This is a genomic window from Corynebacterium sp. PCR 32 (assembly GCF_037464985.1).
Taxonomy (GTDB): domain Bacteria; phylum Actinomycetota; class Actinomycetes; order Mycobacteriales; family Mycobacteriaceae; genus Corynebacterium; species Corynebacterium kroppenstedtii_D.
Genome location: NZ_JBAHVL010000004.1, coordinates 15,814 through 40,229, shown reverse-complemented (window position 1 = coordinate 40,229; position 24,416 = coordinate 15,814). Strand labels below are relative to the sequence as shown.

Below are 24,416 nucleotides of genomic sequence, written 5' to 3'. Positions count from 1 at the left end.
GTCACCCCAGCGCCCAGTGGGTACCCTGGCGCGGCAGTTACGGTGGCCTCGATACTCAATATTCCCCCAGCTAAAACCGCTCGAGCGCACGCCAACAACAAGGCGGTCTGCTAGGCCAGTGCGGAATATACGCCGCAACCCCTTGAAGAATACCCCTCAGGGGTATAGCGTTGGCTGTGTGAAACCCCCGAAGGGGCCCGGCACGTCACCCGTCGTCGACCAACAGCGTAGAAAACACACCACCATGAAGGAGAACACCATGGCCACCCACACCTACACCATCACCGGCATGTCCTGCAGCCACTGCGAAAACGCCGTCCGTGAAGAAATCCACACCATCCCAGGCCTCCACGTCGACACCATCAGCTCAGACACAGGCACACTGACCATCAGCTCAGACGGCGACATCGACGACACCGCAGTCCTCGACGCCATCGCCGAAGCAGGCTACACAGGAAACCGCCTGTAAATGCCCACGTCAGTGGAACCCCCCACCACAGTCATCGAACTCACCATCGGCGGTATGACCTGCGCATCATGCGCCAACCGCGTTGAACGCACACTCAACACCATGACCGGAGTCACCGCCACCGTCAACCTGGCCACCGAAAAAGCCACCGTCACCACCACGCCCACGGTCACCGCCGACGACCTCATCCGCACCATCGAACACGCCGGCTACACCGCCACCTGCACAGACACCGAGACCCCAGCACCCAGCCACCCCGCCGCCTCATCACCAGACGACACACAACACCTCCGGCAACGCCTCATCATCTCCGCATGGCTAGCCATCCCCGTGATCGTCATAGCAATGATCCCCGCGTTGCAATTCCGCAACTGGCAATGGCTATCCCTAGCCTTAGCCTCGCCAGTGATCATCTGGGGCGCACTCCCCTTCCACAAAGCCGCGTGGACGAACCTCACACACGGCACGACCACAATGGACACACTCATATCGATGGGCACCCTCGTGTCCTTCGCGTGGTCACTCTATGCCCTCTTCTTCGGCGCCGCCGGACAACCAGGCCTCACACACACATTCAGCATGACCACCACGCACCATGACGCGTCGGCCAATATTTACCTCGAAGTCGCCACCGGCGTCACCCTATTCATCCTCGCCGGCCGCTACTGTGAGAAAAAAACCAAACGCGAAGCAGGCGCAGCCCTCCGCGCCCTCCTGGACATGGGGGCACACGACGCCACCCTCCTCCGCGACGGTGAGGAAACACGCATCCCCACAGACCAACTCACCGTCGGTGACACCTTCATCACCCGACCCGGCGAAAAAATCGCCACCGACGGTGAAGTGATCAGCGGAACATCAACCATCGACCAATCCATGCTGACCGGCGAATCCACACCCACAGACGTCGGCCCCGGCGACCACGTCACCGGCGCCACCGTCAACACCAGCGGCCGGCTCGTCGTGCGAGCAACCCGCGTCGGCGCAGAGACACAACTCGCACACATGGCCCGCCTCGTCGAGGACGCCCAAACAGGAAAAGCACAAGCCCAACGCCTCGCAGACCGCGTATCCGGGATCTTCGTGCCAGCCGTCCTCACTATCGCAGTGGCAACACTCACCACATGGCTCACACTCGGACACGGCATCACCGCGGCAATGACAGCCGCCGTCGCGGTCCTCGTCGTCGCCTGCCCCTGCGCCCTCGGCCTCGCAACACCAACAGCATTACTAGTAGGCACCACCCGCGGCGCCCAGATGGGCATACTCATCAAAGGACCCGAGGTGCTGGAATCCACTCGCACCATCGACACCATCGTCCTCGATAAAACCGGCACCGTCACCACGGGCATCATGGCAGTAGACAGCGTGTACACAGCAGAAGGCACCACCCAGGCAGACCTCCTCGCCCTCGCCGGCGCACTCGAAGCCTCATCAGAACACCCCATCGCGCGCGCCATCACACACACCGCACGCAACAACACAGCACACACCACCACCGCCGCCCTGCACGAACCCACCGAATTCACCAACCTCGACGGCCGCGGCGTGCGTGGCATCGTCAACGGACACGACGTAGTCGTCGGCACGAAAACACTCCTCGACGCCACCGCCATCCCCGTGAGCAGCGACCTCCACCGCGCCCACACAGACGCCGAACACGCTGGAAAAACCGCGGTGTTCGTCGCCTGGGACGGTGAAGCCCGCGGAATCATCACAGTCGCTGACACCGTAAAACCAACGAGCGCCACGGCAGTGGAACACCTGAAAGCCCTCGGCCTTACCCCCATCCTCCTCACGGGCGATAACGAAGTCGTCGCACAGCGGGTCGCACAAGAAGTAGGCATTGACACCGTCACCGCAGGCGTTCTTCCCGCCGACAAAGCAGCCGTGATTCGCAGCCTCCACGCCGACGGAAAGACCGTAGCCATGGTCGGCGACGGCATCAACGACGCCCCCGCCCTCGCCCAGGCACACCTCGGCCTCGCCATGGGAACGGGCACCGACGTCGCCATCGCAGCGGCAGACATCACCGTCGTCCGCGGCGACCTGACCAGCATCGTTGATGCAATCCACCTCTCCCGAGCAACACTAACAACGATTAGGACCAACCTATTCTGGGCCTTCGCATACAACGCCGCCGCGATCCCAATAGCAGCCCTAGGACTACTCAACCCAATGATTGCAGGCGCAGCGATGGCCCTATCCAGCCTGTTCGTGGTGGGCAACAGCCTTCGATTGCGCCGTATCACCAGCCTCGATGCACACACCAGCAACGACACCACCAAGGAGACAACAACGCCATGACAACAAACCCCGCACCCCACAACAACACCGGAACACCAACGGCGAATAACCCCACAACCAGCACCAGCGCATCCGCGGCCGACACGACCACAACCGGCACCGATGAGCAGTGCACCTACCCCGGCCACACCGACGACGATCACGACAACGAACACCCTGGCCACGGCTACATGTCGGAGAAAGAACGCTACATCCGCCGCATGAAACGAATTGAAGGACAAGCCCGCGGCATCACCAAGATGATTGAAAATGAAAAATACTGCGTGGACATCCTCACGCAGATCAGCGCCCTCACGAAAGCACTACAAGCCGTTGGCCTGGGACTCCTAGACGACCACCTGAACCACTGCGTGGTAAACGCCGCCACAGCAGGGGGCGAGGAAGCTCACCAAAAAATCCAGGAGGCCTCCCAAGCCATCGCACGCCTGGTCAAGTCATAAAAAATAAACACCACAGACGCCACACGGGGTGAGGAGACACCACACACAGGGTGTCTCCTCACTCCACCACCCTTACGGGCGGGTAAAACGCTCTTGCCGACCCTGGCGGTGAAGCTTCAACCACGAGACAAAAGCCTTCGGATCACGCTTCTGAATGAGGAAGAACCAGGCAAAACGCGCGTACTCCTGCGGGATAAGCTTCCTCATACCTGGCTGGTTCATAAGATAGCCACGGTTACGGTACGTGAAATACCGCTTATTCTCATTATCGGGATACTGCGTGTGCATCTTCCCAAAGAAAATCGGCTTGAATTCGTCGGCACCCTCGGGGTGCAGATAGGCAGCCTCAAGGGTGGTGCCATAGGCCAAACCCGAACGGTTGAGACGCCGGTTATATTCCACCTCATCACCACGGATAAACAGCCGAAGATCAGGCACACCCAGCTGATCAATCGCATCCGCACTAAACAGAGCACCATTAAACAACGATGCAATGCCCGGGATGAACGTACCATTCTCAGTACCTTCGAGATCACTGCGGTTCCGCTTCCACTCCAGCGTTCCAGGAAGGCGCACAGGGAAGGCCAACTTATCAGGGTTATTCGTCCCCGCAACGATGGGGCTTACTTCGTCCAAGCCATGCTGCTCCGCCACACGCATCAGTGTGGCGAGAACCTCAGTATTTTCCGGACGGCCATCATCATCAGCGCAGAAGACAGCATCGGCACCGCGAGCGAGCGCAGTGAGAAACCCATAGGCGAACCCACCTGCTCCACCAAGGTTGTGCTCCGAGGGCACATACACCGGAGACGGCGAACCCGGGCTCTCCGCACAGACTTTCTCCAGGAGATCTTTCACTTCGGGCTCATTGCCATTGTCTACCACCACAACCCACTCGGGCGCGAGAGACTGGCCAGCAACAATATGGAGAGATTGAGCAAGCAACTCACGACGCTTATGCGTCACGATCACAGCGGCAATGCGATCCGTCGAAGAAAGAGGCATGCCGTCAGTATCGCACATGCCTACGTTCACATAAAACGGAAGTGCCCCACAGTGCGCCGCGAATCCGGCCTACACCGGGGCGTGCGTGCCCGCCATTTTCTTCGCGTGATCGACAGCCACATCATGCATCACGTGGCGGACCTGAGCAGCCGCCTCGGGGCCCTCATAATGTTCAACGATGTCATCGACATGACCAGCCTCGCGTATCTGCCCATGATCCACCCACACCGCTGACGTACACAGCTGCGCGAGAAATTCGTTGGAATGAGACGCAAACACCAAAATGCCAGAGCGCTCAACCATGTCGCGGAGCCGGTCACGCGCTTTCGCCATGAAAGCAGCATCAACAGCGCCGATACCTTCATCGAGAAGGAGAATCTCGGGCTCGATGGACGTGACCACGCCGAGCGCAAGACGAACCCGCATACCCGTGGAGTACGTGCGCAACGGCATGTCCAAATAGTCGCCGAGTTCGGTAAATTCGGCAATTTCGTCGATCTTAGACTGCATTTGTTTCCGCGTCTGCCCCAGGAACAGGCCACGAATAATAATGTTTTCGTAGCCGGATATCTCCGGATCCATGCCAACACCCAGATCAAAAACCGGGGCGACACGTCCGCGTACTTCAGCCGAGCCACGTGTGGGTTCGTAAATCCCCGACAACAGGCGCAAGAGTGTGGACTTGCCCGCACCATTGTGGCCAACGAGCCCGACACGATCCCCATCCTTGAGGTGAAGATTGACATTTTTTAGTGCCTCAACAACAACGACATTGTTGTCATTGCGGCCGATGGCACCACCAGCCGCCCCGAGGAATGCCTTCTTTACTGAGCGTGATTTCGCGTCGAAAATAGGGAAATCAACGCACGCATTATAGGTATCAATACTGACCATGATGGTTGTGGATTCTCCTGTCCCCGTGCTCTCTTATCCGTGTATCTGACAACGCGTTTACACCCAGTAGCTCACGCGGCCACGCCATTGGCGCATAGCAATCGTCGTAATGAACAACCCCACGAGAGTGAACGCCCCAACGACAGCCCAGCTATACCACATCACAGGGACACCAATGAGCGGCCCACGAACGATCTCAAGGTAATGCATCAGCGGGTTGAGCTCCGCAATATGAGCACGACCCGCAGCACCACCCCCGCGGGTACGCAGCGTTTCCGTGGTCCACACAATCGGTGTGACATAAAACGCCAGCTGAATAAGGGATTCCAACAGAGGAGCGATATCCCGAAAACGGGTCGCGACGATCCCGAAAAGCATCCCGACCCACACACCATTAATGACGATCAAGGCAAAGGCCGGAATAGAAAGGAACCAATCCCACCCCAAGGGCCGCGGAAAAATAACCATGAGAAGAATGTAAATCACCAGGTTGTGCAGCAAGAACAGAACTTGCCGCCACACCAGTCGGTAGACGTGAACCGAGAGGGACGCCGGCAACTGCTTGATGAGCCCTTCATTCATGATGAATGTTTGAGCACCCTCCGTGACACAACCGGAGATAAAACCCCAAATGATAAAACCAACAGCCACGTGAGGAAGGAAATCATGCAACGGAATGCCAAACAGCAACGAGTACAGCAAACCGAGAGATAGCGCCATGACACCGGTGGCAATGGTGATCCACAGTGGGCCAAGGACAGAACGACGGTAACGCTGTTTGATGTCCTGCATACCCAGTGACAACCACAGTTCGTAGGACTGGAAACCACGAACAAGATCGACCCATGCTGCGCGGAGGGTCTGCGATTGTGAGGGCGGGATAGAGCTAGTGGGCTCCTGAATCATCCGATCAATGTCGGCCTGAGCGGCCCGGTGAAGCGCAATCCCTCCGGCTTCATCTGAGCCCGCGCCGGCATGGTTGGCGGCAACGCCCTCAGTTGGTTCTATGTCAGACATAACCCGTACCCTACCTGTGTGATGGAATAAAGAGATAGTAGTCCTTATGTCATTGTGGTTACTGATGCTCATCGTGGCGGGGGGAACAGGTAGATTACCCCTTGAGCCACTACACCGTTATCGTTCACGTTGTGCCGACGACGATGAAGCTTCGCGAAACCATATAAATAGCGGGTGGGACCTGTACGCACAGTGTTTCACACCCGTCTAAGGAAAGGTGTGCCATGTTCGACGTTGCCCACGCGCGTGGACTCTATGTTTGGTTAGGCGAGGGCTGGGTGTATCTCAACGCGCACGAACAGGCCCAGATACCAGAACGTGTGAATACGGCAGCGACGTATTCATTCCGAAACGCCCATTTGCGGACAGCCGTGGAAGCGACGTCAGGTAGCCATTCGCGCAGCCAGCGATCGGGTGCGCCAATTGGTGAAAGCTATGTGGCATCAGCGCGCCGGGCTGTGGCGGATTTAGTGGGGGCCCGGGCTGGGCAGGTGGTGTTAGGCCCATCGCGTGCAGCACTATTGCGGAATTTGGCAGATTGTTTGAGACACCGTGTGGGAATCGGCACTGAGGTCGTCTTAGCCCGCAGTAATGCGGACTCGGCGATTGATCCCTGGGTGAGATCAGCCCATCTATACGGGGCGTCCGTGAAGTGGGCCGAGGCTGATCTGGGTACAGGCGCGCTTCCTGCCTGGCAATTTACATCACTGGTGTCGTCATCGACAGCGATTGTAGCCCTGCCTGCTGCTCATGCGTTGGTGGGCGCGGTGACCGATGTGGAGGCGATTTCAAGCTCCGTGCATCGTATTTCTCCCCGCGCGTGGACCATTGTCGACGCAACGGATGTCCTGCCCTACCAGCATGTGGAGATTCAATCGTGGGGCGCAGATGTTCTCGCCCTGGATTTAGCCCCGTTGGGTGGGTCTGACCTGGGTGCGTTGGTGTTCCGAGATGAGGCAATGTTTGGCCGTCTTCGCCCACCACGACGCCGAAAGGATGGAGCATCGGCAGGGGCACGTGTAGTGGAGTGGGATTCTCCGCAATTGGCGTTATGTGGGTCAGTGTCAGCATTAGTTGATCATTGGGCTGGGCTTGATGATTCCGCAACAGGGACGCGGCGTCGTCGTTTAGAGTGCACAATGCCCAAAGTCTCCACCTACCTCACGGCCTTAGCAGCGCACTTGGTGTATGGCCTGAAAGATTTGGGAGTGTACGTTATCGGTTCCGACGATGACTCATCGGATGTTGAACGCATCCCACGCGTGAGCTTCATGATCCCGGGGATCTCTGCAGAAGCTGCCCGTGCTCGCTTGGCCGATAACGGTGTGATTGTTGGCCATGCGGCCAGTGATTCACTCTTTGATGCGATGGGAGTAACGGAATCAGGTGGGGCCTTGACCGTCGGACTAGCCCCGTACAACACCGCGCACGACGTTGATCATTTGTTGCGGTCCGTGTCTGTCCTCCGCTGAACAGAGCGTGCGTGGCACACACGGCGACACCGACCGACGCCACCGTGCATAGCCCGGAGGCCCCTCACCGCACACCACCGTGCACTGAGCACCGGCCAGTTCAGTTCACCGTCAACACAATTTTCCCAGTGACCTCCCGAGCCTTCAGCAGCCGATGAGCCGTGACAGCGTCGGCAATGGGAAGCGTGTGCCTCACCTGAGGAGACACCTCACCACTCTCAAGAAGTGGCCACACATTCCTTATCGTGTCCGCCACCACAGCAGCTTTGTCATTCAGAGTCCGACTGCGCACCGCAGTCGCCGTGATCGATCCCCGCCGTGCCAGTAACCTGCCAATATTCAGCTCCCCGGTCACCCCACCCTGCATGCCAATGATAACCAGATGGCCTTTCTCGCCGAGCGCCTGAACATTCCGATCCAGGTATTTCGCACCCATAACATCCACAATGACGTCGGCCCCACCACGATCTTTCATCACCTCGACGAAGTCATCCTCCCTGTAATTAATGAGAATATCTGCACCCAACGAGCGGCATAACTCCAAATTCTCTGCACTGCCCGCAGTCGTCGCCACGGTCGCCCCCATCGCATGAGCCAATTGAATAGCAAAAGTGCCAATCCCCCCAGAACCACCATGAATGAGAACAGTGTGACCTCGCTTCACCTGCGCAACCATCCCCAGATTCGACCACACCGTTGTCGCTGCCTCAATAACACCCGCCGTATCAACCAGCGACAATCCACGAGGAACAGGAAAAACCTGAGTGATCGGCACAGCAACAAACTCCGCGTAGCCCCCACCAGCAAGAAGAACCCCACACTCATCGCCAACGCTCCACCCCACGTCCGGCACCCCACCAGTGGTCACCGCAGGAGGACCAAAGGACACAATGGTCCCCGCCGCCTCAAGCCCAATGATGTCAGACGCGCCGGGTGGGGGCGGGTAATGGCCGGCGGCTTGAAGGAGGTCACCGCGGTTCACACCGGCAGCGTGGATGCGCACAAGGACCTCACCCGGCCCTGGCGTGGGATCGTCGGTGTCTGCCCATACCAACGAGGTGGGATCTGACGTGTCTTTCTGAATAATCGCCTTCATACCCTTGAGTGTAGAGACGCAGCCATCAGTGCACGGTGCCTCATGCCGAGAACATATTCGATGCGTGTAGGGGCATCATGCTAAACCTTAGATGTACTGCTTCCCGGCAGGAATACTGTAATCAGCTGCGGCGTGGACCTGCAGTGGTCGCGAACTGCGATAGTCAAGAAGGACAACGATGACCCGCTCCTCGGATAACGTCACCAACGACGGTGAGAATATAGATCACGATAATCAGCCAACCGAGAAAATTCCGAGGGTTGTTGAGACACCCGCGCGGGGAACACACACCCATTCACGTCGCGAAGTGGCTGACACCTCCGAATTTTGCGCCGTGGGCGGAGGCCACCCGCAGCAAGGGCACTATGCCAGCCCCTATAGACACCCCGACGAGGCATCACAAGCCCCAGAACCTAAGCCGGAGGAACCTCCATCACCAGCACAGGAGAAAACAGAACCATCCACGCCTCCAGTGCGCACACTCGTAAGGCTCGGCGTTGCTCTTTTCGCCCTCATCACTGTGGCCAGTGTGTTCTTTCTCGGAGTAGCGCGGGGCTGGTTTGGCTCTGACCATGACACGGACAACACCCCCACCTTCCAACCCAACGACCACGATCAGAATGACTCTGACCACCATGGAAAGAACCACACTCATCATGGTTCACACGGCCACAGCGAGGAAGCATCCAGCCGCCCCGAACACCCCGAATTACCGGCGGGAACCGTTCCGGCGAACGATTCAGCCAGGAACAACGAGGCAGCCGGAAACCTGAACAACGTGTACGTCGTTGGTGGACGCACGACGGAATCATTTGCGCGGAATGTCCGCGACGCGTTTGCCAAGAATTACGTCGCGACAGGGGAGTTATCTACCACGCTGAGAGATGTTCACAGCCCAGAAACGCATCGCCATTACGATATGGAATGCACTGATAACGGCCAGTATGTGAGATGCGTCGGGGGTAATAACGCGGTCGTTATTATCGACTAAATTTTCCCGAGTTAACACCAGGGCGGCACCACTATGGTATGGCCTGCACTGCCATATAACGTCACCCACGCGGTAGACTCAACGAGGTACAAAGCCCCCGACAGGTCACCCGCTGCCCTGGCAGCGGAAACCCACAGCGCCGACATCTCGCACGACGCGACGACGCTGACAACAACCATGACAGTCACCGTTGTTCCATCCCAGTGAACCGAAACATTGCGCGGCAAACTGTGAACGATAACAGTGACAACGTCACCTGCCCGGGGCCAGACATTGAAAGGGTAAATATTCCAATGATCGGCAATGCACCCACCGTGCACAACCCTCGCCCCCATCGTCGACGCCACTACCGCGCACTCATCGCCGGCATCGTCGCATCGGGTTTACTCGTCTCACTATCCACGCTCGGCAAAGCAGAACACCCTGACATCACGCCGACAGCGCTGGAGACCAACCAACAACCACAACCCTCCGACACGCCCCGGCAACACTCCACCACTGAGAACTCGGATGAATCCCTCCACACAGCTATCGACCAGATTATTCAGAAGTACGGCGGAACCGCAGAACTAGCCACCTCCGACGGGCACCAGGTTCACAATTTCGGACATGTTGACCCATACCCGGCATGGTCATCCATCAAAGTACCCATCTCGATCGCCGCACTGCGGAAAGACAACTCCGATGAGATCCGAGAAAACATTCAAAAAGCAATCCGCGCCTCTGACAACAAAGCCGCAGCAGCCCTGTGGAAATCCCTTGGCAGTGCTGAAGAAGCCGGAGAGGCGGTCCACCAGGTTTTAGCTGAAGGGGGCAGCCCGAACACGAAAGTACAGATCCACACGATTCGCCCACCCTTCTCCCCCTTCGGCCAAACACAATGGTCAGTGTCAGACTCGGCAACATTCGCAGCGAACCTGCCCTGTATTCCGAACGCAGACTTCGTCATTGAAAACATGGGGCACATTCAAGCCGACCAACGATGGGGACTAGGCACCCTCCCCGGTGCTCGATTCAAAGGAGGCTGGGGCCCTGATGAAGGCAACGCCTACCTAGTGCGTCAACTCGGATATTTCGACGGCCCGACAGGACGAATCGCCATTGCCATGGCAGCCCACCCCGCAGACGGAAAATTTGAGACCGCACAATCCGAACTGACCGACATCGCCCGAGCAATCGAGAAACACCAGACCGAATTCTCACCAGCAACATGCGGCGAATAAACCCAACCCTATCGGTGAGCCTGCACGCACCGTTTCCTGGAGGTTGGTTTTGCCGATAGGTATGGGCTAGCATATTCACGTTGTACTGCTCGGTCAGTACACCGTGGAGGTATGGCAGAGCGGCCGAATGCACTCGCCTTGAAAGCGAGCGTCCCTAACCCGGACCGGGGGTTCAAATCCCTCTACCTCCGCACACATCCCCAGCGGGGAGCTCACCATCAGCTCCCCGCTGGGGATACTGCTACCTCGGAGTGCATAATCGCTCTATTCCTGGCCGTGAGGGAAATAATCTACCGGAGCACCCACGGAGCGAACCGAGAATCCTTCATGGGTGTTGTCGTAAAGGCTGCGAAACAAAGAACACAGAACAAGAACATAACCCCCGCGACCACCATAAACTGAGGCCCATCGGCGACTGGCCATTCTGCGGCACCCTTGTGGATGAAAGAAGTGATAATTGACAGAAAAAGACCTTGGATAACGAGCGTGAAAGAGAAAATTTTTATCCAACTTTTTCCACAGCACACCCACCACCACATCACACTCGTACCACCGACCGCTGCGCATAAAGAAAGAGACTCCAGCCACGAATAGCGGCACAGGAGGAACCCGGCCGCTGTCCCAACCATGCCCAGTAGCGTTGCCTGGATAGCAGTCTTTTTGTACATACGTGCTGATAAATGTGGGATGCTCAGCAGGAATGCGAGCGCACGGTTGCTAAATCCATAGCAGAGGCCGAACAGGCTCAAAATCAGTGCAAGTGTGATGACATTGGGCGCTACTTCAATGGGAAGGGACGATAGCGTAATCCCAAAAAACAATGGCGATGCGCACGCACCAACGACAGGTGGAAGCACGCGGAGATAGTCGTCGTACGCGGCGTGGACGACACCAGTGATCCCGAGCGCAACAAAAGCTATGCATGGTGGCCACCATGTGCGCAGATAGACACTGAGGATGAGGAAAGGGATTGCTTCGATAATCCTCCACCCGAACACGGCGCCAACCACTCGCGCTAATGGCCGAATCGGCAGAAGGTTATGCCTGATACTGATACAGCTGGTGCTCGGGCGCATGATGATCATCATGCATGTCCACGCTATAGCAAGCCGTAGTAGCTGACAGGCGATGACGGATGTGGTGGGCCCGGTAGTTTTTGCACTTAATGAGTAGACAATACCCAGGCCGATAGAGATACGGAGACACGTCTGGATTTTTCCTAGCGTGCTACCCTCGAGCCAATGTGAATGGCGGAGGCGGTTAACGTGCGTGAGCATACAGCCTTCCAAGAGGATTGACGCGTGAGGAAAACACTCGTGAACGACACTATTCCTGCGGGCTGAGTGTCCCATTGCTAATGATATAGGTGCCTGTGACAGGGCCACATTCACTGTGAGAAATGATGATAATTCTGGCCCCTGCTCGTGCCTGCTCCTCAATCATATGTCGAAGTATTGATCGGCTTTCAGAATCTAGCTCTTCGAATGGTTCATCGAGAATGAGAACCTCTCTGGGAATGGCAAAGGCGTTCACGGCGCATGCTTTTCGAAGATTTCCGCTGGAGAGAGTCTCGAGAGTACTGTTCGGCAGTGCACTACCGCCGAGCCGGTTCCACAGATGTTGAGAAGCCCCCGCATGCACAGTAAAACCGGAATCGATCGCCTGGAACCATTGGTTGATAGTAAGTGACGGTAGAGGGCGGACAGAGGCTGGCATGTACCCAAAGAAGCGTTGGTGCTCGGACGAGCCTACATTCGGTAAACGGTGTCCTCGACGCCCTGACAGAGGCGGTAGCGTGCCGAGGATAGTGGACGCAAGAGTGGATTTTCCAGTTCCATTAGCCCCTGTTATCCGAATGATATCCCCGTGTTCTAATGAAAGAGAGACACCCTGTACCAGGATGCTATTTTTACGACCAATATCTGCATTATCCAATAGGACACATGACATGGGTGACAATGCCTCATCGTTAGGTTGTATTCGACGCGGAGAGGAGTGATTCAATCTCACGGAAAGTCCTCTGATAAAACTGATTGACCCGGTCTTGAGCAAAAATATTTGTACCTGGTGCTCCTGTAAGACGAATATCCGCACCTCCAGTGTTTTTTTGAATCTCGACGTCGACTGGTGCGGTGTACTTGTTGTATACACCTGCACCGATCATACGAAGAAGAAATCGGCTACCTACTCGCGCCCGTGCATGCGTTCCGTCAGCAGAAGAAGAGCTGAGTCTATAGCGCCACATTGTTGAAAGTCGACCGGCAAGTTCAGTAGCGCTGGACTGTGTAATTAGCGAAAAAGAATATTCAATATTCATGATAAAACCTGAATACATCCTAGAGAATGAAAACGCACGCAAAAGCCTCGGTGACGCTGTAAGCGAGTGACCAGTACGGTCGTCGCTCGGCAACCTGTGTGATGAGAAACGACAAGAGACTATATGGCAGATCCCGGCTGCCTAACCCTCATCTACTCGCCCCGCAGAATCACGACCCACCGGCTGGCCATCCACTGACGTCCCTGCCGTTGTCTCAGCTTTACCCGTGTAACCAGCACCTTTACCCATAGTGGCACTCTGGCCCCGTCGAATCTGCTCCGCATGAATCGAACGACCCATCACATACGACCCCACCGATGACACCATCAAACACGCAAAAATAGCGATCACTGACTTCACCGCAACGACATACCACACGTCACCATCGGCAATGGAACGAACCAGGTTCGCAATGATCAACAACGGAATACCCACGCCCGTGATAGGACCAGTCAAATTCACACGCGTAAGAGCATCGGGGGCGCGCCACATTTCGATAACCTCATCGATAAAAGCCACCGCCGCGAGCACAACCAACACCGCAATAATAATATTCACCATCATCGCTGGCCTCCCACCATGATCCGCGAGTTCGCTACCGAACTCAACACACTGAGAACCCCCGCAAACACAGCAACTTCATAAGTAATCGTTGTCCGATTATCCAACGAATACACCAGGAACACCCCGACGGCCGAAAAGAAAATAACATCCGAGAGAACCGTACGAGACATATCATCGCACCGCGCCATCAACAGCAACGCCCCGAGCAACGCCGCAATAATCATCCCATTCGCAATAACAAAAACGACTGCCATCACTTACCTCCCTCGCCATGCCCACCATCATCACCAGCACCACCGCTTAGCTCACCATCCACTCCACCAGCATGACCAGGAGGAATACTGGGCCCACCGGGCTGGGCGAACGCCTCCGGCCCCGGACCACCATTAGGAGCACCATCAGAATAAAACAGCTTCGCCACGTACCCATCGGGCTGCCGAGGAACAGTGCGCTCACACACCACCGGGGCAAGACGCTGCTCCATGTCGGCCAACTCACCCATCAGCGCCTCGGGATCACTACCAAACGCGGCATGCACGAGAAGAACACGACCATCAGGGGCATCCTCCGCAGGCATCGGCTCATGCGGCCCAGGATAATCCGACACATCCTGCGGCAGAGCATCACCCACCTCAAGCAAACCCAGAGACAACGTTCCCGGCGTCATCGTGATCGACGTCGTAAACAACCCCACCTCCCGATCAGTCTGCACACGCAACGGATACGCCACAATGATCGGATCAATCGCCGAGCGCAGCTTATTCGCATCCACAATGATCGACCACGTCGCCACCAGCACCTGCCACAGCAGCCACACACCATAACGCACACTATGAGCAACCACACGCACCGTCATCATTCCCGCCCTCCTGTCGTCTCACCCGAACCCGACCCATGGCCCCCACTCCCACCGTCATGCTCACCTCCACCATGGCGCTCACCCTCACCGTGGTGGACGACCATATGGTCAGGAACTCTCGCCGGATCATGCGACCCACCAGACAAGCCAGCACCACCCGTCGCCGCGACACCTACCGCCTCATCCCCAAGAACTGCACGCTGATATTCCTCAACGTTAACCAAGGAATCCGCCGCATGATTCGTCGCCGACACCACGGGACCCGCCCCAACGAGCAGACCAGCAGACATCAGCGCCATCACCGCCGACGGCAGAATGAACCGCACAGGAACAGCCAAACGACGATCCACAAACTCCGGGTTCATCGGCTTACCCCAAAACACCTCACGCCAAAGGCGCAACATCGAAAGCAACGCACCCAACCCAGCAATGACAACAGCAGCCAGAACAATCCACGACTTCACCGAATAACCACTGGCCACAGCCATAATCACGCCCAACTTAGCGATCACACCAGAAAACGGCGGCAACCCAACAATCGACAACGCCCCAGCAACAAACACCACAGCCACCAACGGATCACGCCGCATCAAACCAGACAGCCGCTGCAAACGCCCCGTCCCATACGTCTCCTCAATCGACCCGATCGACAGAACCAGCGACGCCACCACCGTCATGTGATGAACAGCGTAAAAAAGGCCAGCAGCAAGCATCCGCTGAGGATCATGCCCCACGAACGCCAACCCCACCAGCATAAACGGCATACCATTCACCATCTGATAGGCCACCACCGAACGCATCGTGCGCTCACCCATACCAGCCCACGACCCAACAAGCATCCCCGCCACACACATGACAAGGATCAACCACGACCAACGATCATCCAGGCCAAACATGACAGCGTAAATACGGACAATGCCATAAAACGCCACCTTGGTATGCAACCCAGAAAACAGTGCCATCACCGCAGGCGACGTCGTCGGATACGTCCGCGGCAACCACGTGTGAACAGGGAAAACACCCGCCTTAATCACCAGAGCCAACAGCACCACACCACCAGTGACCACCACCGGCCCATGACCACGCGCCGCACCAGCCAGCGCCGGCAGATTCGACGTCCCCGCCGTCGCATATGTCAACGTCACACCCACCACCAAGACAGCAGACGTAATCAAGTTGACCAGCACAAACAAACGCCCAGAACGCAATCGCTGCAATGTCCCAGTCATCGCCAGCAACGCATAAGACGGCAGCAACATCACCTCAATACAGACAAACAAGTTAAACAAATCCGCCGTACTCAGAGCCCCATACACACCACCCATCAACATGCACACCAGCGCCGGATAGAACCGCGCATTCATCTCCCCAACAGCCGTGGCAAACCACACCGCCACCACACACACCACCGACGTCATCGCGATCATCAACGACGACAACGAATCTGAGGCAAACGGAATAGCAACCCCCGCAGCGTAACCGCCGACATTGTCGGCGATCGCAGGATGGCTCCAGTGGTACACCATGAGACCCAGCCCAGCACCAAGCCCGACAAGGGGAACCATAAAAGACATAGCAATACGCAGCACTTTCCACGGCGACATGGCCGCAACCGCGGCGCTGGCCAGTGGCCCGGCAAGAAAGAGTGGCAGCAACGCTGCAATAGTTGATGTCGACATCTAGTCGATGCCCTCCTCGCGCTGTTGGCGTCGCTGATATTGGTTCGAGTCGGTAGAAATCCGCCGCGCGCTACGACCCATCGTCTGCAATGCGGCCACATCCTCAGTGACACCTGCAGGCAGGCCCTCGGAACTGTCGTGGTTCTCCTTAACAGGGTCCGCCAGAGTATCATCCGAGCGGCCTAGCGCAGCCAGAGCCAGCATAAACGCCGTGGTAGCCATCGAAATCACAATCGCTGTCAACACGAACGCCTGGGGTAGCGGATCCGCCGCGTCGTGCGGGGTCGTACCGCTCATGATTGGCTCGGAGCGCCACGCACCAATACCTGCGGCAAGGAGGATCAGGTTAGTGGCATGCCCGATGAGTGTCATACCCAAAATCAGACGGACCATCCCACGCTGAAGGACAAGGTAGACACCGCCAGCCGTCAGCACACCAATCGTGATTGCGATAATCATTCTTCCACCTCCACGGTGTCCACAGGCCTGCGCCCGGACGAGTCTCCACCACTGTCCGATGCCGAGTCAGTCAGTGATTCGCGATTAGTGCCCGTCGTGGACGGCGCATAATCCGACTCGTGTGCCTGAACAGGGGAGAACCCACCATCCGCACGCGGGGGGCCCAATGGTGTCTCCGCGCCCGGCCGGATCGAGCCACCGAGCTGGAGCAACGCAATAGCAACAAGGCCAAGCACAGCAAGGTACACGCCAGCATCAAAAATCTGTGCGGTGGTGACGAGTTCGCTTCCAATATGGCCGTTTAATGGCTGGAGGAAGGAACCACGGGAGCCATGGCCACCCTCCTCGCCCGAGCTATGACCTAGGTAGCCGAGGAGGCCAGCGAAAAAAGCCAGCGAAATACCGGATCCGACCAGGATGTACGGGAGGCGGTGAGTCGTCGGGGCTGTGTCGTTCGGACGTGACAGGTAGTAGAACATGAGTGCACCACCGCCGATGAGAGCTGCGATAAACCCGCCACCGGGATGGTTGTGGCCTCGCCAGAACACCGCCGCACTGACCATAATGAGAACGGGGATGAGAAGTTTCGCCATCCACCGCATGGGCAGGGAGTTTAACTCGGGCCGAGGGATGGCAGCCAGAGAGCCGCGAATATCATCCCGGACGCGGGGAACAGAGAGCACCACAGCAGCGATGGCCACACCACACATGCCCAACACGGAAAGCTCACCCATGGTATCGAATGCGCGGAACTCCACCAGGATGGTATTGACAACGTTATTGCCGTGCGAAACGGTGGGCCCATTGATGAGATACCACTGTGCCAATACAGGCTTGCCATGGTAGCCGACGAGTGCGATGACACCGGTTGTCGTCGTGACGCCCATGAGGATGGCAATCACCGCTGCCCAGCGGTCGCGGCGGGGTGACCGGGCTGTGAAGTCGCGGGGCTGGAGGCGGATGACGAGCATGAGCACGACGGTGGTGAGCAGTTCGACGAGAATTTGTGTGAGGGCCACGTCGGGGCTGCCGAGTGTGAGTATTTGTAGGGTGACGCCTACGCCGGCGACACTGACGGCGATGACGGCGGAGAGGCGCCGTTGCGCGAGGACGGTGGCAGCGACACCGATGATGACTGTGGCGAGTGCGACATAGTCGAGTGGGCGGTCGATGCCGCTGACGCGTGGGCCCATCGTGACCCCGTCGATGGTGCCGTTGTGAAGCAGTGCTCCAAAGGCGACGGCTACAGCCATGGTGATGACTGCGAGGAATGGCATGGCCAGGTGGCGTGTCGGGGACACAGAGTCTGCCATGGAGCCGCTCACCTTGCCCCACGTGGAGCCGCGGGTCACAATGCCTTGAAGAGCGTGTGCGCCGGTCACGGGGGCTAATTCTTTACCGACGATGGTTCGCGCGATGGCATGTCGGAATACGACGCACGTGACGCCTCCGATGATGACGATGATGCTGATGATGAGCGGTAGGTTGATGCCGTGGACGAGGGCGAGGTGTGTGGGCTCTGTGTGATGGGTGGGTAGTGCGGCGTGTGCGGCGGCGTCGACGAAGGAGTCGAGGATGCCGGGGATGAAGCCCAGTGGGAGGGAGAGGAAGCCGGGGAGGGCGGCGGGAATCCATAGGGATGCTGGGGCTTCGTGGACGGTGCTGACGTCGCGTGTGCCGTCGATGAATCCGCCGAAGATGTAACGGTAGGAGTAGGCGAAAGTGAGGATGGCGCCGATAGCTGCACAGGTGAGCAGGAGTGCGGTTGCGGGGGTGGCGAGTTCACCCTCGAGCATGGCGTCCAGCATGCCTTCTTTGGAGATGAAGCCGAATAGTGGTGGTACGGCGGCCATGGATGTTGCGGCGATGGTGGCCATGGTGAAGGTGATGGGCATCTTCCGCCATATGGGGCCGAGGCGTTGGATGTGGCGTGTGCCGGTGTGGTGGTCGATGACGCCGATGAGCATGAACAAGCTGGATTTGAAGAGGGCGTGTGCCAGGGTGTGCACGATGGCGGCTGTCATGGCGAGGGGGGTGCCGATGCCGATGGTGCAGACGATCCACCCGAGTTGGGAGACGGTGGAGTAGGCGGTGAGTTTCTTGAGGTCGTCTTTTTGTAGGGCGAATAGTGCTGCCATGATCGCTGTGACCATGCCGACGATGATGAGGATGCCGCGCCACCATGCGTTGTCGTGGAAGAGTGCAGAGAAACGCAGAAGGAGATAAATGCCAGCCTTGACGACGGCTGCTGCGTGGAGGAAGGCGGAAACGGGTGTGTCTGCTGCCATGGCTTCTGGCAGCCAGAAGTGGAAGGGAAACTGTGCAGACTTCGTGCAGGCTGATATAGCGATCAGGAGGGCGACAACGGATAACACGGCAGGGTGACTGCTCCACTCCGGCGAGTGAATGATCCCAGATAAGCTGGTTGTTCCGGTGACTCCTGCGCTGATGCCCATGCTGATCAGTAACGTGAGCCCGCCGAAGAATGTCAGGATGATTGTGCGTACGGAGCCCACTTCACCGCCTGGGCCGGACCTGGCGATGAGGAAGAATGATGCCAGTGACACGAGCTCCCATGAGACGAACAGGATAATAATGTCGTCGGCAAGAACAAGGGTGATGATAGCTGCCATGAACGCCGTCATGAGGAGGTAAAAACTCATCACGCCACGGCCGGTGTGGAGATAGCGCGTCGAGTAGATAAACACCGCCGCGCCAATGCCCAATGCGAGGAGCGCAAAGAACGTGGATAAGGCATCGGCGCGGAGGGAGAAGGCCACGTCAGCGCCGTTGGGCAGGAAACCCCGGATCCATATGACCTTCCACGTCCACGGGTTGCCGTTAATAATGCGTGGCAATCTCCGGAGCAGCGGTACTGCGGCCGCGATAAAGACAAGGGCTAGAGGCCACCCTGCGTGACGGTCGAGCAACCGCACAAACAGGGGAACCAGGATGAGGGCGAGCACCACGATTAAAGGGATCGCGACAAGCTCCACGAAGCATCATCACCTGTGGTTTAAGGGGGGAACGGAAAGGTAGTAAACAGTGTCCCAGGTTATCATCTGTGGGCCACAACGCCATGGTGGCCGCCGGTGCCTGGCACCGGGGGTAGTGGATGTGTGGGTGGTGGTGCCACAGCCTTCGTTATTGAAAAAATTCAGTCTATTATTGAAAATATGCCTGCTAGGGACAACACTTAGCAACCACTATTCACCACCATTTCACCACACCAACTAACCCTCTGGGAGACGGCCATGGCTCACCACGCCCCCGCACACCACCACACCGACGGGCACCACCATGGCCACCACCATGACCACGGCACCTCATCACGAGGACGATTAATCGCCGTTCTCGGCATCACCGCAACAATCTTGATCGCTGAATTAATCGGCGCCTGGCTATCAGGATCGCTAGCCCTCGCAGCCGATGCAGGCCACATGCTGGTCGACTCATCTGGCCTTGTCATCGCACTCATCGCCGCACAGCTGGCCCGACGCCCACGCACCGACCGCTTCACCTGGGGCTGGTCGCGCGCCGAAGTACTTGCCGCGGGGCTTCAGGCTGGAATGCTGATCATCATCTGCGGAATCGTTGCCGTGGAAGGGATATCCCACCTCATTAGCCAACCCGATGTAGATCCAACAACCATGCTGATCATCGGGACCATCGGCCTTGCCGCCAACACGGTGGCGATCCTCATCTTGGCCGGAGGTAAGGAAAACTCCCTCAATATGAGGGCCGCGTTCCTTGAAGTTGTCAACGACGCTTTGGGCTCCCTCGCTGTCATTATCGCAGCAATTATCGGGCTAGCAACTGGGTGGGTTCGCGCAGACTCGATTGCGTCGCTTGTCATTGTGGTACTCATGGTGCCACGTGCATATGCACTGCTCCGAATGGTCACGAGAGTCCTCATGGAGGCGACACCAGAAGAAATAGACCTCGATGACGTTTGCCAACATATTTGTAGTGTCGACGGAGTTGACGGCTGCCATGACCTCCACATCAACACAATTAGCACCGGCACAGTGGCGCTCACAGCACACGTCGCAGTACGTGACGGCCTCTCCGCGGACGACTATCACCGAATTCTCCGAGCATTGGAAGAATGTACCGCGAAACACTTCCCCCTGGAGATCAAACACACCACATTCCAACTGGAAGAACACCACCACAGTCACCACGAACTGCATCACGGCGGGGTATGACCCGCCCCGGGGACAGGGAAGGCATACTCCGCCATCATTCAGGTGGTTGTTGATCGGTGCGTGCGGGTTGTTTGTTGTGTACCGGCACTAAACAGTGACCCACGCCTAAAAGGAGGACAACTATTCTTCCCATGGTGCTCACCCACAACACTGCAATGAGTGTGATCCCTAAATAGAACAACGCTGTTCGCGTCAATTGAACCCGAATGTTGGTTGACCGCACAGCATTACGAATAGACAGCGCGATACAGATCACGAGTATGAGCGCTTGCCCAACCATATACACGTTGTCATCGGTGAGGGACGCTAACCCGCCGCCGTCCTCAATCATCTGCGAAGCAAAGATTGACATGAAAGTCCAGCAGAATTCAGGTTTTGTCAAAAAATGTTGTTGTGTCGCAGAGGGTGAAATAGTGAAGCCCCTTCGTATTATCACTCAATGTTGAGCGGCCAGTATGGCGGAACCATTGCCAGAACAGAAAGATCCCCATGAGGACGACCATATGCAGCCCCGCCTACGGCGGAGTTGAGCTATGTGCACACGACGCGATCACGCGTCGGTGTCCTCATTAGTGATCACCACCTCGGTGGGGAACTGACATCATTCTGCCGGATGGAGCGCAGGCTGTGCGGGCCGCAGTGTTCACACCCCCATTAATGTTAGCCGAGCTTATTAAATATGGGTATATCACGTCCACCATTATCTGGACGCCACCCTGGGACATCCCCGGGGTGCCGCAGAGGTATTAACGATGAAGAACCAGTTTAAGAAGAAAAGCCACCACAACTGTTGACCCGGCAGCCCACAACATGGATACTGCGATCGCCATCAACGGTTCAGACGGATAGAGCTTCCTCCCCGTAATGAGACAGGTCACAATCAGCCCAGCAGTGAGCAACAACGAGGCCCCACCGAGGTGGAACCACAATTTAACGCAGATACCTAGCGAATACTGAGCACCACCAACCCCCCTCAGGGGGACGGCAACGACGCCTTATTGAACTCGCCGGGAACTTTAGAGCGGCATTGACCGACAGCCTATCGGAACAATTTTGCGCTCGTCGAGGGTTCCTCCTGACAGAGCACCAGCACAGACAGGAACAACATGGTTGAAATAGACGGCGGAGGAACAGCCCCCAGTTCCACACCACCCCAGCGGATCACCCTCACCGTCAGCGGGATGAGCTGCGCCGCATGCGCAGCACGAATAGAACGTCGCCTCAACAAACTCGACGGAACCACCGCATCCGTAAACTACGCCACCCGCACCGCCATCATCGACGCTGCCCACCCCATCACCACCGAACAACTATGCGAAGACATCAGCCGCGCCGGCTACTCCGCCCAACCCAAAGACCCCGCCATCCCAGACAACAACGATGAAGACGCCACCACCGCACGAAAACTCTTCGCCCGCCTCATCGTCTCCCTCATCCTCTTCATCCCAGTAGCGGACCTCTCCATTCTGTTCAGCATCATGCCCGACACCCGATTCCCCGGATGGCAATGGGTCCTCATCGCCCTCGTCACCCCCGTCGTCCTCTGGTGCGCCTACCCCATGCACACCAACGCATTCACCGGACTAAGACACGGCTCCACCAGCATGGACACCCTCGTCTCCACCGGCATCATCACCGCCACCGCATGGTCCCTCTACTCCATGTTCCACCTCGACGACACCCGCCACCCCCACGGCATCTGGAACGCCATCATCAGCGTCGACAACGTCTACTTCGAAGTCGCCTGCGGAGTCACCGTCTTCATCCTCGCCGGCCGCTACTTCGAAGCCAGAGCAAAATCCACCGCCGGACGAGCCATACGCTCCCTCACAGGAATGATGCCCGCCGACGTCGAAATCATCACCCCCACCGGCACCATGATGCTCCCCACCCGAGAACTCAAACTCGGCCACCACTTCATCGTCCGCCCCGGCCAACGCATCGCCGCCGACGGCACCGTCATCAAAGGCACCGCCAGCATCGACGCCAGCGCCATGACCGGCGAATCACGCCCCATCGCCACCACCCCAGGACACGACGTCACCGGCGGCACCATCTCCCTCGACGGATACCTCGTCATCGAAGCCACCAAAGTCGGATCAGACACCCGCCTAGCAGGAATGATCCGCCTCGTCGAACAAGCACAACAAGAAAAAGCACGAGCACAACGACTCGCCGACCGCATCGCCGGCATCTTCGTCCCCACCGTCGCCACACTCGCCCTCACCACCAGCCTCATCTGGCTCCTCTGCGGCGCCACCACCGCCAACGCCATCAACAACGGCATCGCCGTCCTCATCATCGCCTGCCCCTGCGCCCTCGGACTCGCCACCCCCATGGCCCTCATGGTCGCCACCGGACGCGGCGCCGAACTCGGCGTCTTCATCAAAGGCCACACCGCCTTCGACATCTCAGGACACATCGACACCGTCGTCTTCGACAAAACCGGCACACTCACCACAGGACAACACAGCGTCACCCTCTTCCACACCATCGGCAACCACAACCAACACGACACACTCGCCACCATCACCGCAGTAGAAACCGCATCCAACCACCCCATCGCCACAGCACTCGTCGCCTACGCACACACCACCCTCGACACCACCGACAACGCCCCCACCATCCCCGACGCCGACAACTTCCACCTCCACCACGGCCGCGGCGTCAGCGCCACCGTCAACAACCACACCATCAAAATCGGCGAACCCACCTGGGCCTGCCACCCCACACCCCTCCCACCAGACATCACCACCACAACCACCAACATCCGCCACCACGGCGGCACCGCCATCGCCGTCACCATCGACGGCACCCTCGCCGCCATCGCCGGCCTCACCGACACCCCACGCCCCTCCGCCACCACCACCGTCACCCAACTCCACCACGCCGGAATACGCTGCATCATGCTCACCGGCGACGACCCCACCACCGCCCACGCCATCGCGAAACACATAGGCATCACCGACGTCATCGCCGGCGTCCTCCCCGAAGACAAAGTCCACACACTCCGCCACCTCCGCGACACCGGCAACACCGTCGCCATGGTCGGCGACGGCGTCAACGACGCCCCCGCCCTCGCCGCCGCCGACCTCGGCATCGCCATCGGCAGCGGCACCGACATCGCCCAAGACGCCGCCGACCTCATCATCGTCCGCGACAACCTCACCACCGTCGTCGACGCCCTACACCTCGCACAAGCCACCAACCGAACCATCCGCGGAAACCTCCTCTGGGCATTCGGCTACAACGTCGCCGCCATCCCCCTCGCCATGTCCGGACTCCTCAACCCCCTCATCGCCAGCCTCGCCATGGCCCTATCCTCCCTATTCGTCGTCGCCAACAGCCTTCGCCTCCGCACATTCGGGCACACTGGGCACACCCCAGACAACCACCTGAGGAGCAAGTAACACACC

The 24,416-nt window shown here is 58.0% G+C and carries 24 protein-coding genes and 1 tRNA gene; 9 read left to right on the top strand and 16 right to left on the bottom strand.

Annotated elements, in window-relative coordinates:
* The first annotated feature begins 178 nt into the window (after window positions 1-178).
* The 3 genes from V5S80_RS06375 to V5S80_RS06365 all read left to right on the top strand — a co-directional run bounded on the left by V5S80_RS06375 (window position 179) and on the right by V5S80_RS06365 (window position 3,216).
* Window positions 179-469: a heavy-metal-associated domain-containing protein gene (locus tag V5S80_RS06375; RefSeq protein ID WP_395169931.1), complete on the top strand. Its 291-nt coding sequence runs from the start codon at window positions 179-181 to the stop codon at window positions 467-469.
* Window positions 470-2,776 (top strand): heavy metal translocating P-type ATPase, encoded by a 2,307-nt coding sequence (locus V5S80_RS06370; RefSeq protein WP_395169930.1) that lies wholly within the window; start codon window positions 470-472, stop codon window positions 2,774-2,776.
* A gap of 170 nt (window positions 2,777-2,946) precedes the next feature.
* Complete coding sequence (locus tag V5S80_RS06365; protein ID WP_395170074.1) at window positions 2,947-3,216, top strand: metal-sensitive transcriptional regulator; 270 nt, start codon at window positions 2,947-2,949, stop codon at window positions 3,214-3,216.
* Window positions 3,217-3,288: 72 nt separating this feature from the next.
* Here V5S80_RS06365 and V5S80_RS06360 read toward each other — a convergent pair whose 3' ends face one another.
* From V5S80_RS06360 to V5S80_RS06350, 3 genes are all read right to left on the bottom strand, one after another.
* On the bottom strand, window positions 3,289-4,221 hold the full coding sequence (locus V5S80_RS06360; RefSeq protein WP_395169929.1) for a glycosyltransferase: 933 nt from the start codon (window positions 4,219-4,221) through the stop codon (window positions 3,289-3,291).
* 69 nt (window positions 4,222-4,290) lie between these two features.
* Complete coding sequence (locus tag V5S80_RS06355; RefSeq protein WP_395169928.1) at window positions 4,291-5,115, bottom strand: ABC transporter ATP-binding protein; 825 nt, start codon at window positions 5,113-5,115, stop codon at window positions 4,291-4,293.
* Window positions 5,116-5,172: 57 nt separating this feature from the next.
* On the bottom strand, window positions 5,173-6,021 hold the full coding sequence (locus V5S80_RS06350; protein WP_395170073.1) for an ABC transporter permease: 849 nt from the start codon (window positions 6,019-6,021) through the stop codon (window positions 5,173-5,175).
* Between the two features lie 335 nt (window positions 6,022-6,356).
* Here V5S80_RS06350 and V5S80_RS06345 point away from each other — a divergent pair, with 335 nt between their 5' ends.
* Window positions 6,357-7,604, top strand: a complete 1,248-nt coding sequence (locus tag V5S80_RS06345; RefSeq protein ID WP_395169927.1) for an aminotransferase class V-fold PLP-dependent enzyme — start codon at window positions 6,357-6,359, stop codon at window positions 7,602-7,604.
* Window positions 7,605-7,704: 100 nt separating this feature from the next.
* Here V5S80_RS06345 and V5S80_RS06340 read toward each other — a convergent pair whose 3' ends face one another.
* The gene (locus tag V5S80_RS06340; RefSeq protein ID WP_395169926.1) at window positions 7,705-8,700 is read right to left on the bottom strand and encodes an NAD(P)H-quinone oxidoreductase; all 996 of its coding nucleotides are present in this window, start codon (window positions 8,698-8,700) and stop codon (window positions 7,705-7,707) included.
* A gap of 178 nt (window positions 8,701-8,878) precedes the next feature.
* On the opposite strand from V5S80_RS06340, the gene V5S80_RS06335 reads away from it, so the two are divergent.
* Window positions 8,879-9,691: a hypothetical protein gene (locus V5S80_RS06335; RefSeq protein WP_395169925.1), complete on the top strand. Its 813-nt coding sequence runs from the start codon at window positions 8,879-8,881 to the stop codon at window positions 9,689-9,691.
* Window positions 9,692-9,702: 11 nt separating this feature from the next.
* On the opposite strand, the gene V5S80_RS06330 is transcribed toward V5S80_RS06335, so the two are convergent.
* The gene (locus V5S80_RS06330; RefSeq protein ID WP_395169924.1) at window positions 9,703-9,918 is read right to left on the bottom strand and encodes a hypothetical protein; all 216 of its coding nucleotides are present in this window, start codon (window positions 9,916-9,918) and stop codon (window positions 9,703-9,705) included.
* Between the two features lie 3 nt (window positions 9,919-9,921).
* Here V5S80_RS06330 and V5S80_RS06325 point away from each other — a divergent pair, with 3 nt between their 5' ends.
* On the top strand, window positions 9,922-10,914 hold the full coding sequence (locus V5S80_RS06325; protein ID WP_395169923.1) for a hypothetical protein: 993 nt from the start codon (window positions 9,922-9,924) through the stop codon (window positions 10,912-10,914).
* A 105-nt stretch (window positions 10,915-11,019) separates the two neighbouring features.
* Window positions 11,020-11,105 (top strand) — tRNA-Ser (locus tag V5S80_RS06320).
* A 99-nt stretch (window positions 11,106-11,204) separates the two neighbouring features.
* Here the strand turns inward: V5S80_RS06320 and V5S80_RS06315 are convergent.
* From V5S80_RS06315 to V5S80_RS06275, 9 genes are all read right to left on the bottom strand, one after another.
* Entirely contained in the window at window positions 11,205-12,191 is a 987-nt protein-coding gene (locus V5S80_RS06315) for a hypothetical protein (RefSeq protein ID WP_395169922.1), read from the bottom strand.
* A gap of 49 nt (window positions 12,192-12,240) precedes the next feature.
* A complete protein-coding gene (locus V5S80_RS06310; RefSeq protein WP_395169921.1) occupies window positions 12,241-12,864 on the bottom strand; it encodes an ATP-binding cassette domain-containing protein in 624 nt (207 codons plus the stop codon).
* Window positions 12,865-12,883: 19 nt separating this feature from the next.
* Window positions 12,884-13,249 carry a hypothetical protein gene (locus tag V5S80_RS06305; protein WP_395169920.1) on the bottom strand — a complete coding sequence of 122 codons (366 nt, stop codon included), beginning with the start codon at window positions 13,247-13,249 and terminating at the stop codon, window positions 12,884-12,886.
* A gap of 123 nt (window positions 13,250-13,372) precedes the next feature.
* Complete coding sequence (locus V5S80_RS06300) at window positions 13,373-13,795, bottom strand: monovalent cation/H(+) antiporter subunit G (protein ID WP_395169919.1); 423 nt, start codon at window positions 13,793-13,795, stop codon at window positions 13,373-13,375.
* The gene (locus V5S80_RS06295; RefSeq protein WP_395169918.1) at window positions 13,792-14,049 is read right to left on the bottom strand and encodes a cation:proton antiporter; all 258 of its coding nucleotides are present in this window, start codon (window positions 14,047-14,049) and stop codon (window positions 13,792-13,794) included. Before V5S80_RS06295 ends, V5S80_RS06300 begins: the two co-directional genes overlap by 4 nt.
* Window positions 14,049-14,654 (bottom strand): Na+/H+ antiporter subunit E, encoded by a 606-nt coding sequence (locus V5S80_RS06290; protein WP_395169917.1) that lies wholly within the window; start codon window positions 14,652-14,654, stop codon window positions 14,049-14,051. Before V5S80_RS06290 ends, V5S80_RS06295 begins: the two co-directional genes overlap by 1 nt.
* Window positions 14,651-16,333, bottom strand: coding sequence for a monovalent cation/H+ antiporter subunit D family protein (locus V5S80_RS06285; RefSeq protein ID WP_395169916.1), 1,683 nt, complete (start codon window positions 16,331-16,333; stop codon window positions 14,651-14,653). The genes V5S80_RS06290 and V5S80_RS06285 overlap by 4 nt, the downstream gene beginning before the upstream one ends.
* Entirely contained in the window at window positions 16,334-16,792 is a 459-nt protein-coding gene (locus tag V5S80_RS06280) for a cation:proton antiporter subunit C (protein WP_395169915.1), read from the bottom strand. It lies immediately after the preceding gene.
* Entirely contained in the window at window positions 16,789-19,788 is a 3,000-nt protein-coding gene (locus V5S80_RS06275) for a DUF4040 family protein (protein WP_395169914.1), read from the bottom strand. Before V5S80_RS06275 ends, V5S80_RS06280 begins: the two co-directional genes overlap by 4 nt.
* Before the next feature lie 258 nt (window positions 19,789-20,046).
* Between V5S80_RS06275 and V5S80_RS06270 the strand changes: the two genes are divergently transcribed.
* Window positions 20,047-21,000, top strand: coding sequence for a cation diffusion facilitator family transporter (locus tag V5S80_RS06270; RefSeq protein WP_395169913.1), 954 nt, complete (start codon window positions 20,047-20,049; stop codon window positions 20,998-21,000).
* A gap of 34 nt (window positions 21,001-21,034) precedes the next feature.
* Here the strand turns inward: V5S80_RS06270 and V5S80_RS06265 are convergent, their stop codons facing one another.
* Window positions 21,035-21,352 (bottom strand): hypothetical protein, encoded by a 318-nt coding sequence (locus V5S80_RS06265; protein WP_395169912.1) that lies wholly within the window; start codon window positions 21,350-21,352, stop codon window positions 21,035-21,037.
* Window positions 21,353-21,746: 394 nt separating this feature from the next.
* Window positions 21,747-21,929: a hypothetical protein gene (locus V5S80_RS06260; protein ID WP_395169911.1), complete on the bottom strand. Its 183-nt coding sequence runs from the start codon at window positions 21,927-21,929 to the stop codon at window positions 21,747-21,749.
* Between the two features lie 177 nt (window positions 21,930-22,106).
* Between V5S80_RS06260 and V5S80_RS06255 the strand changes: the two genes are divergently transcribed.
* The gene (locus V5S80_RS06255; protein ID WP_395169910.1) at window positions 22,107-24,410 is read left to right on the top strand and encodes a heavy metal translocating P-type ATPase; all 2,304 of its coding nucleotides are present in this window, start codon (window positions 22,107-22,109) and stop codon (window positions 24,408-24,410) included.
* Window positions 24,411-24,416: the final 6 nt, after the last annotated feature.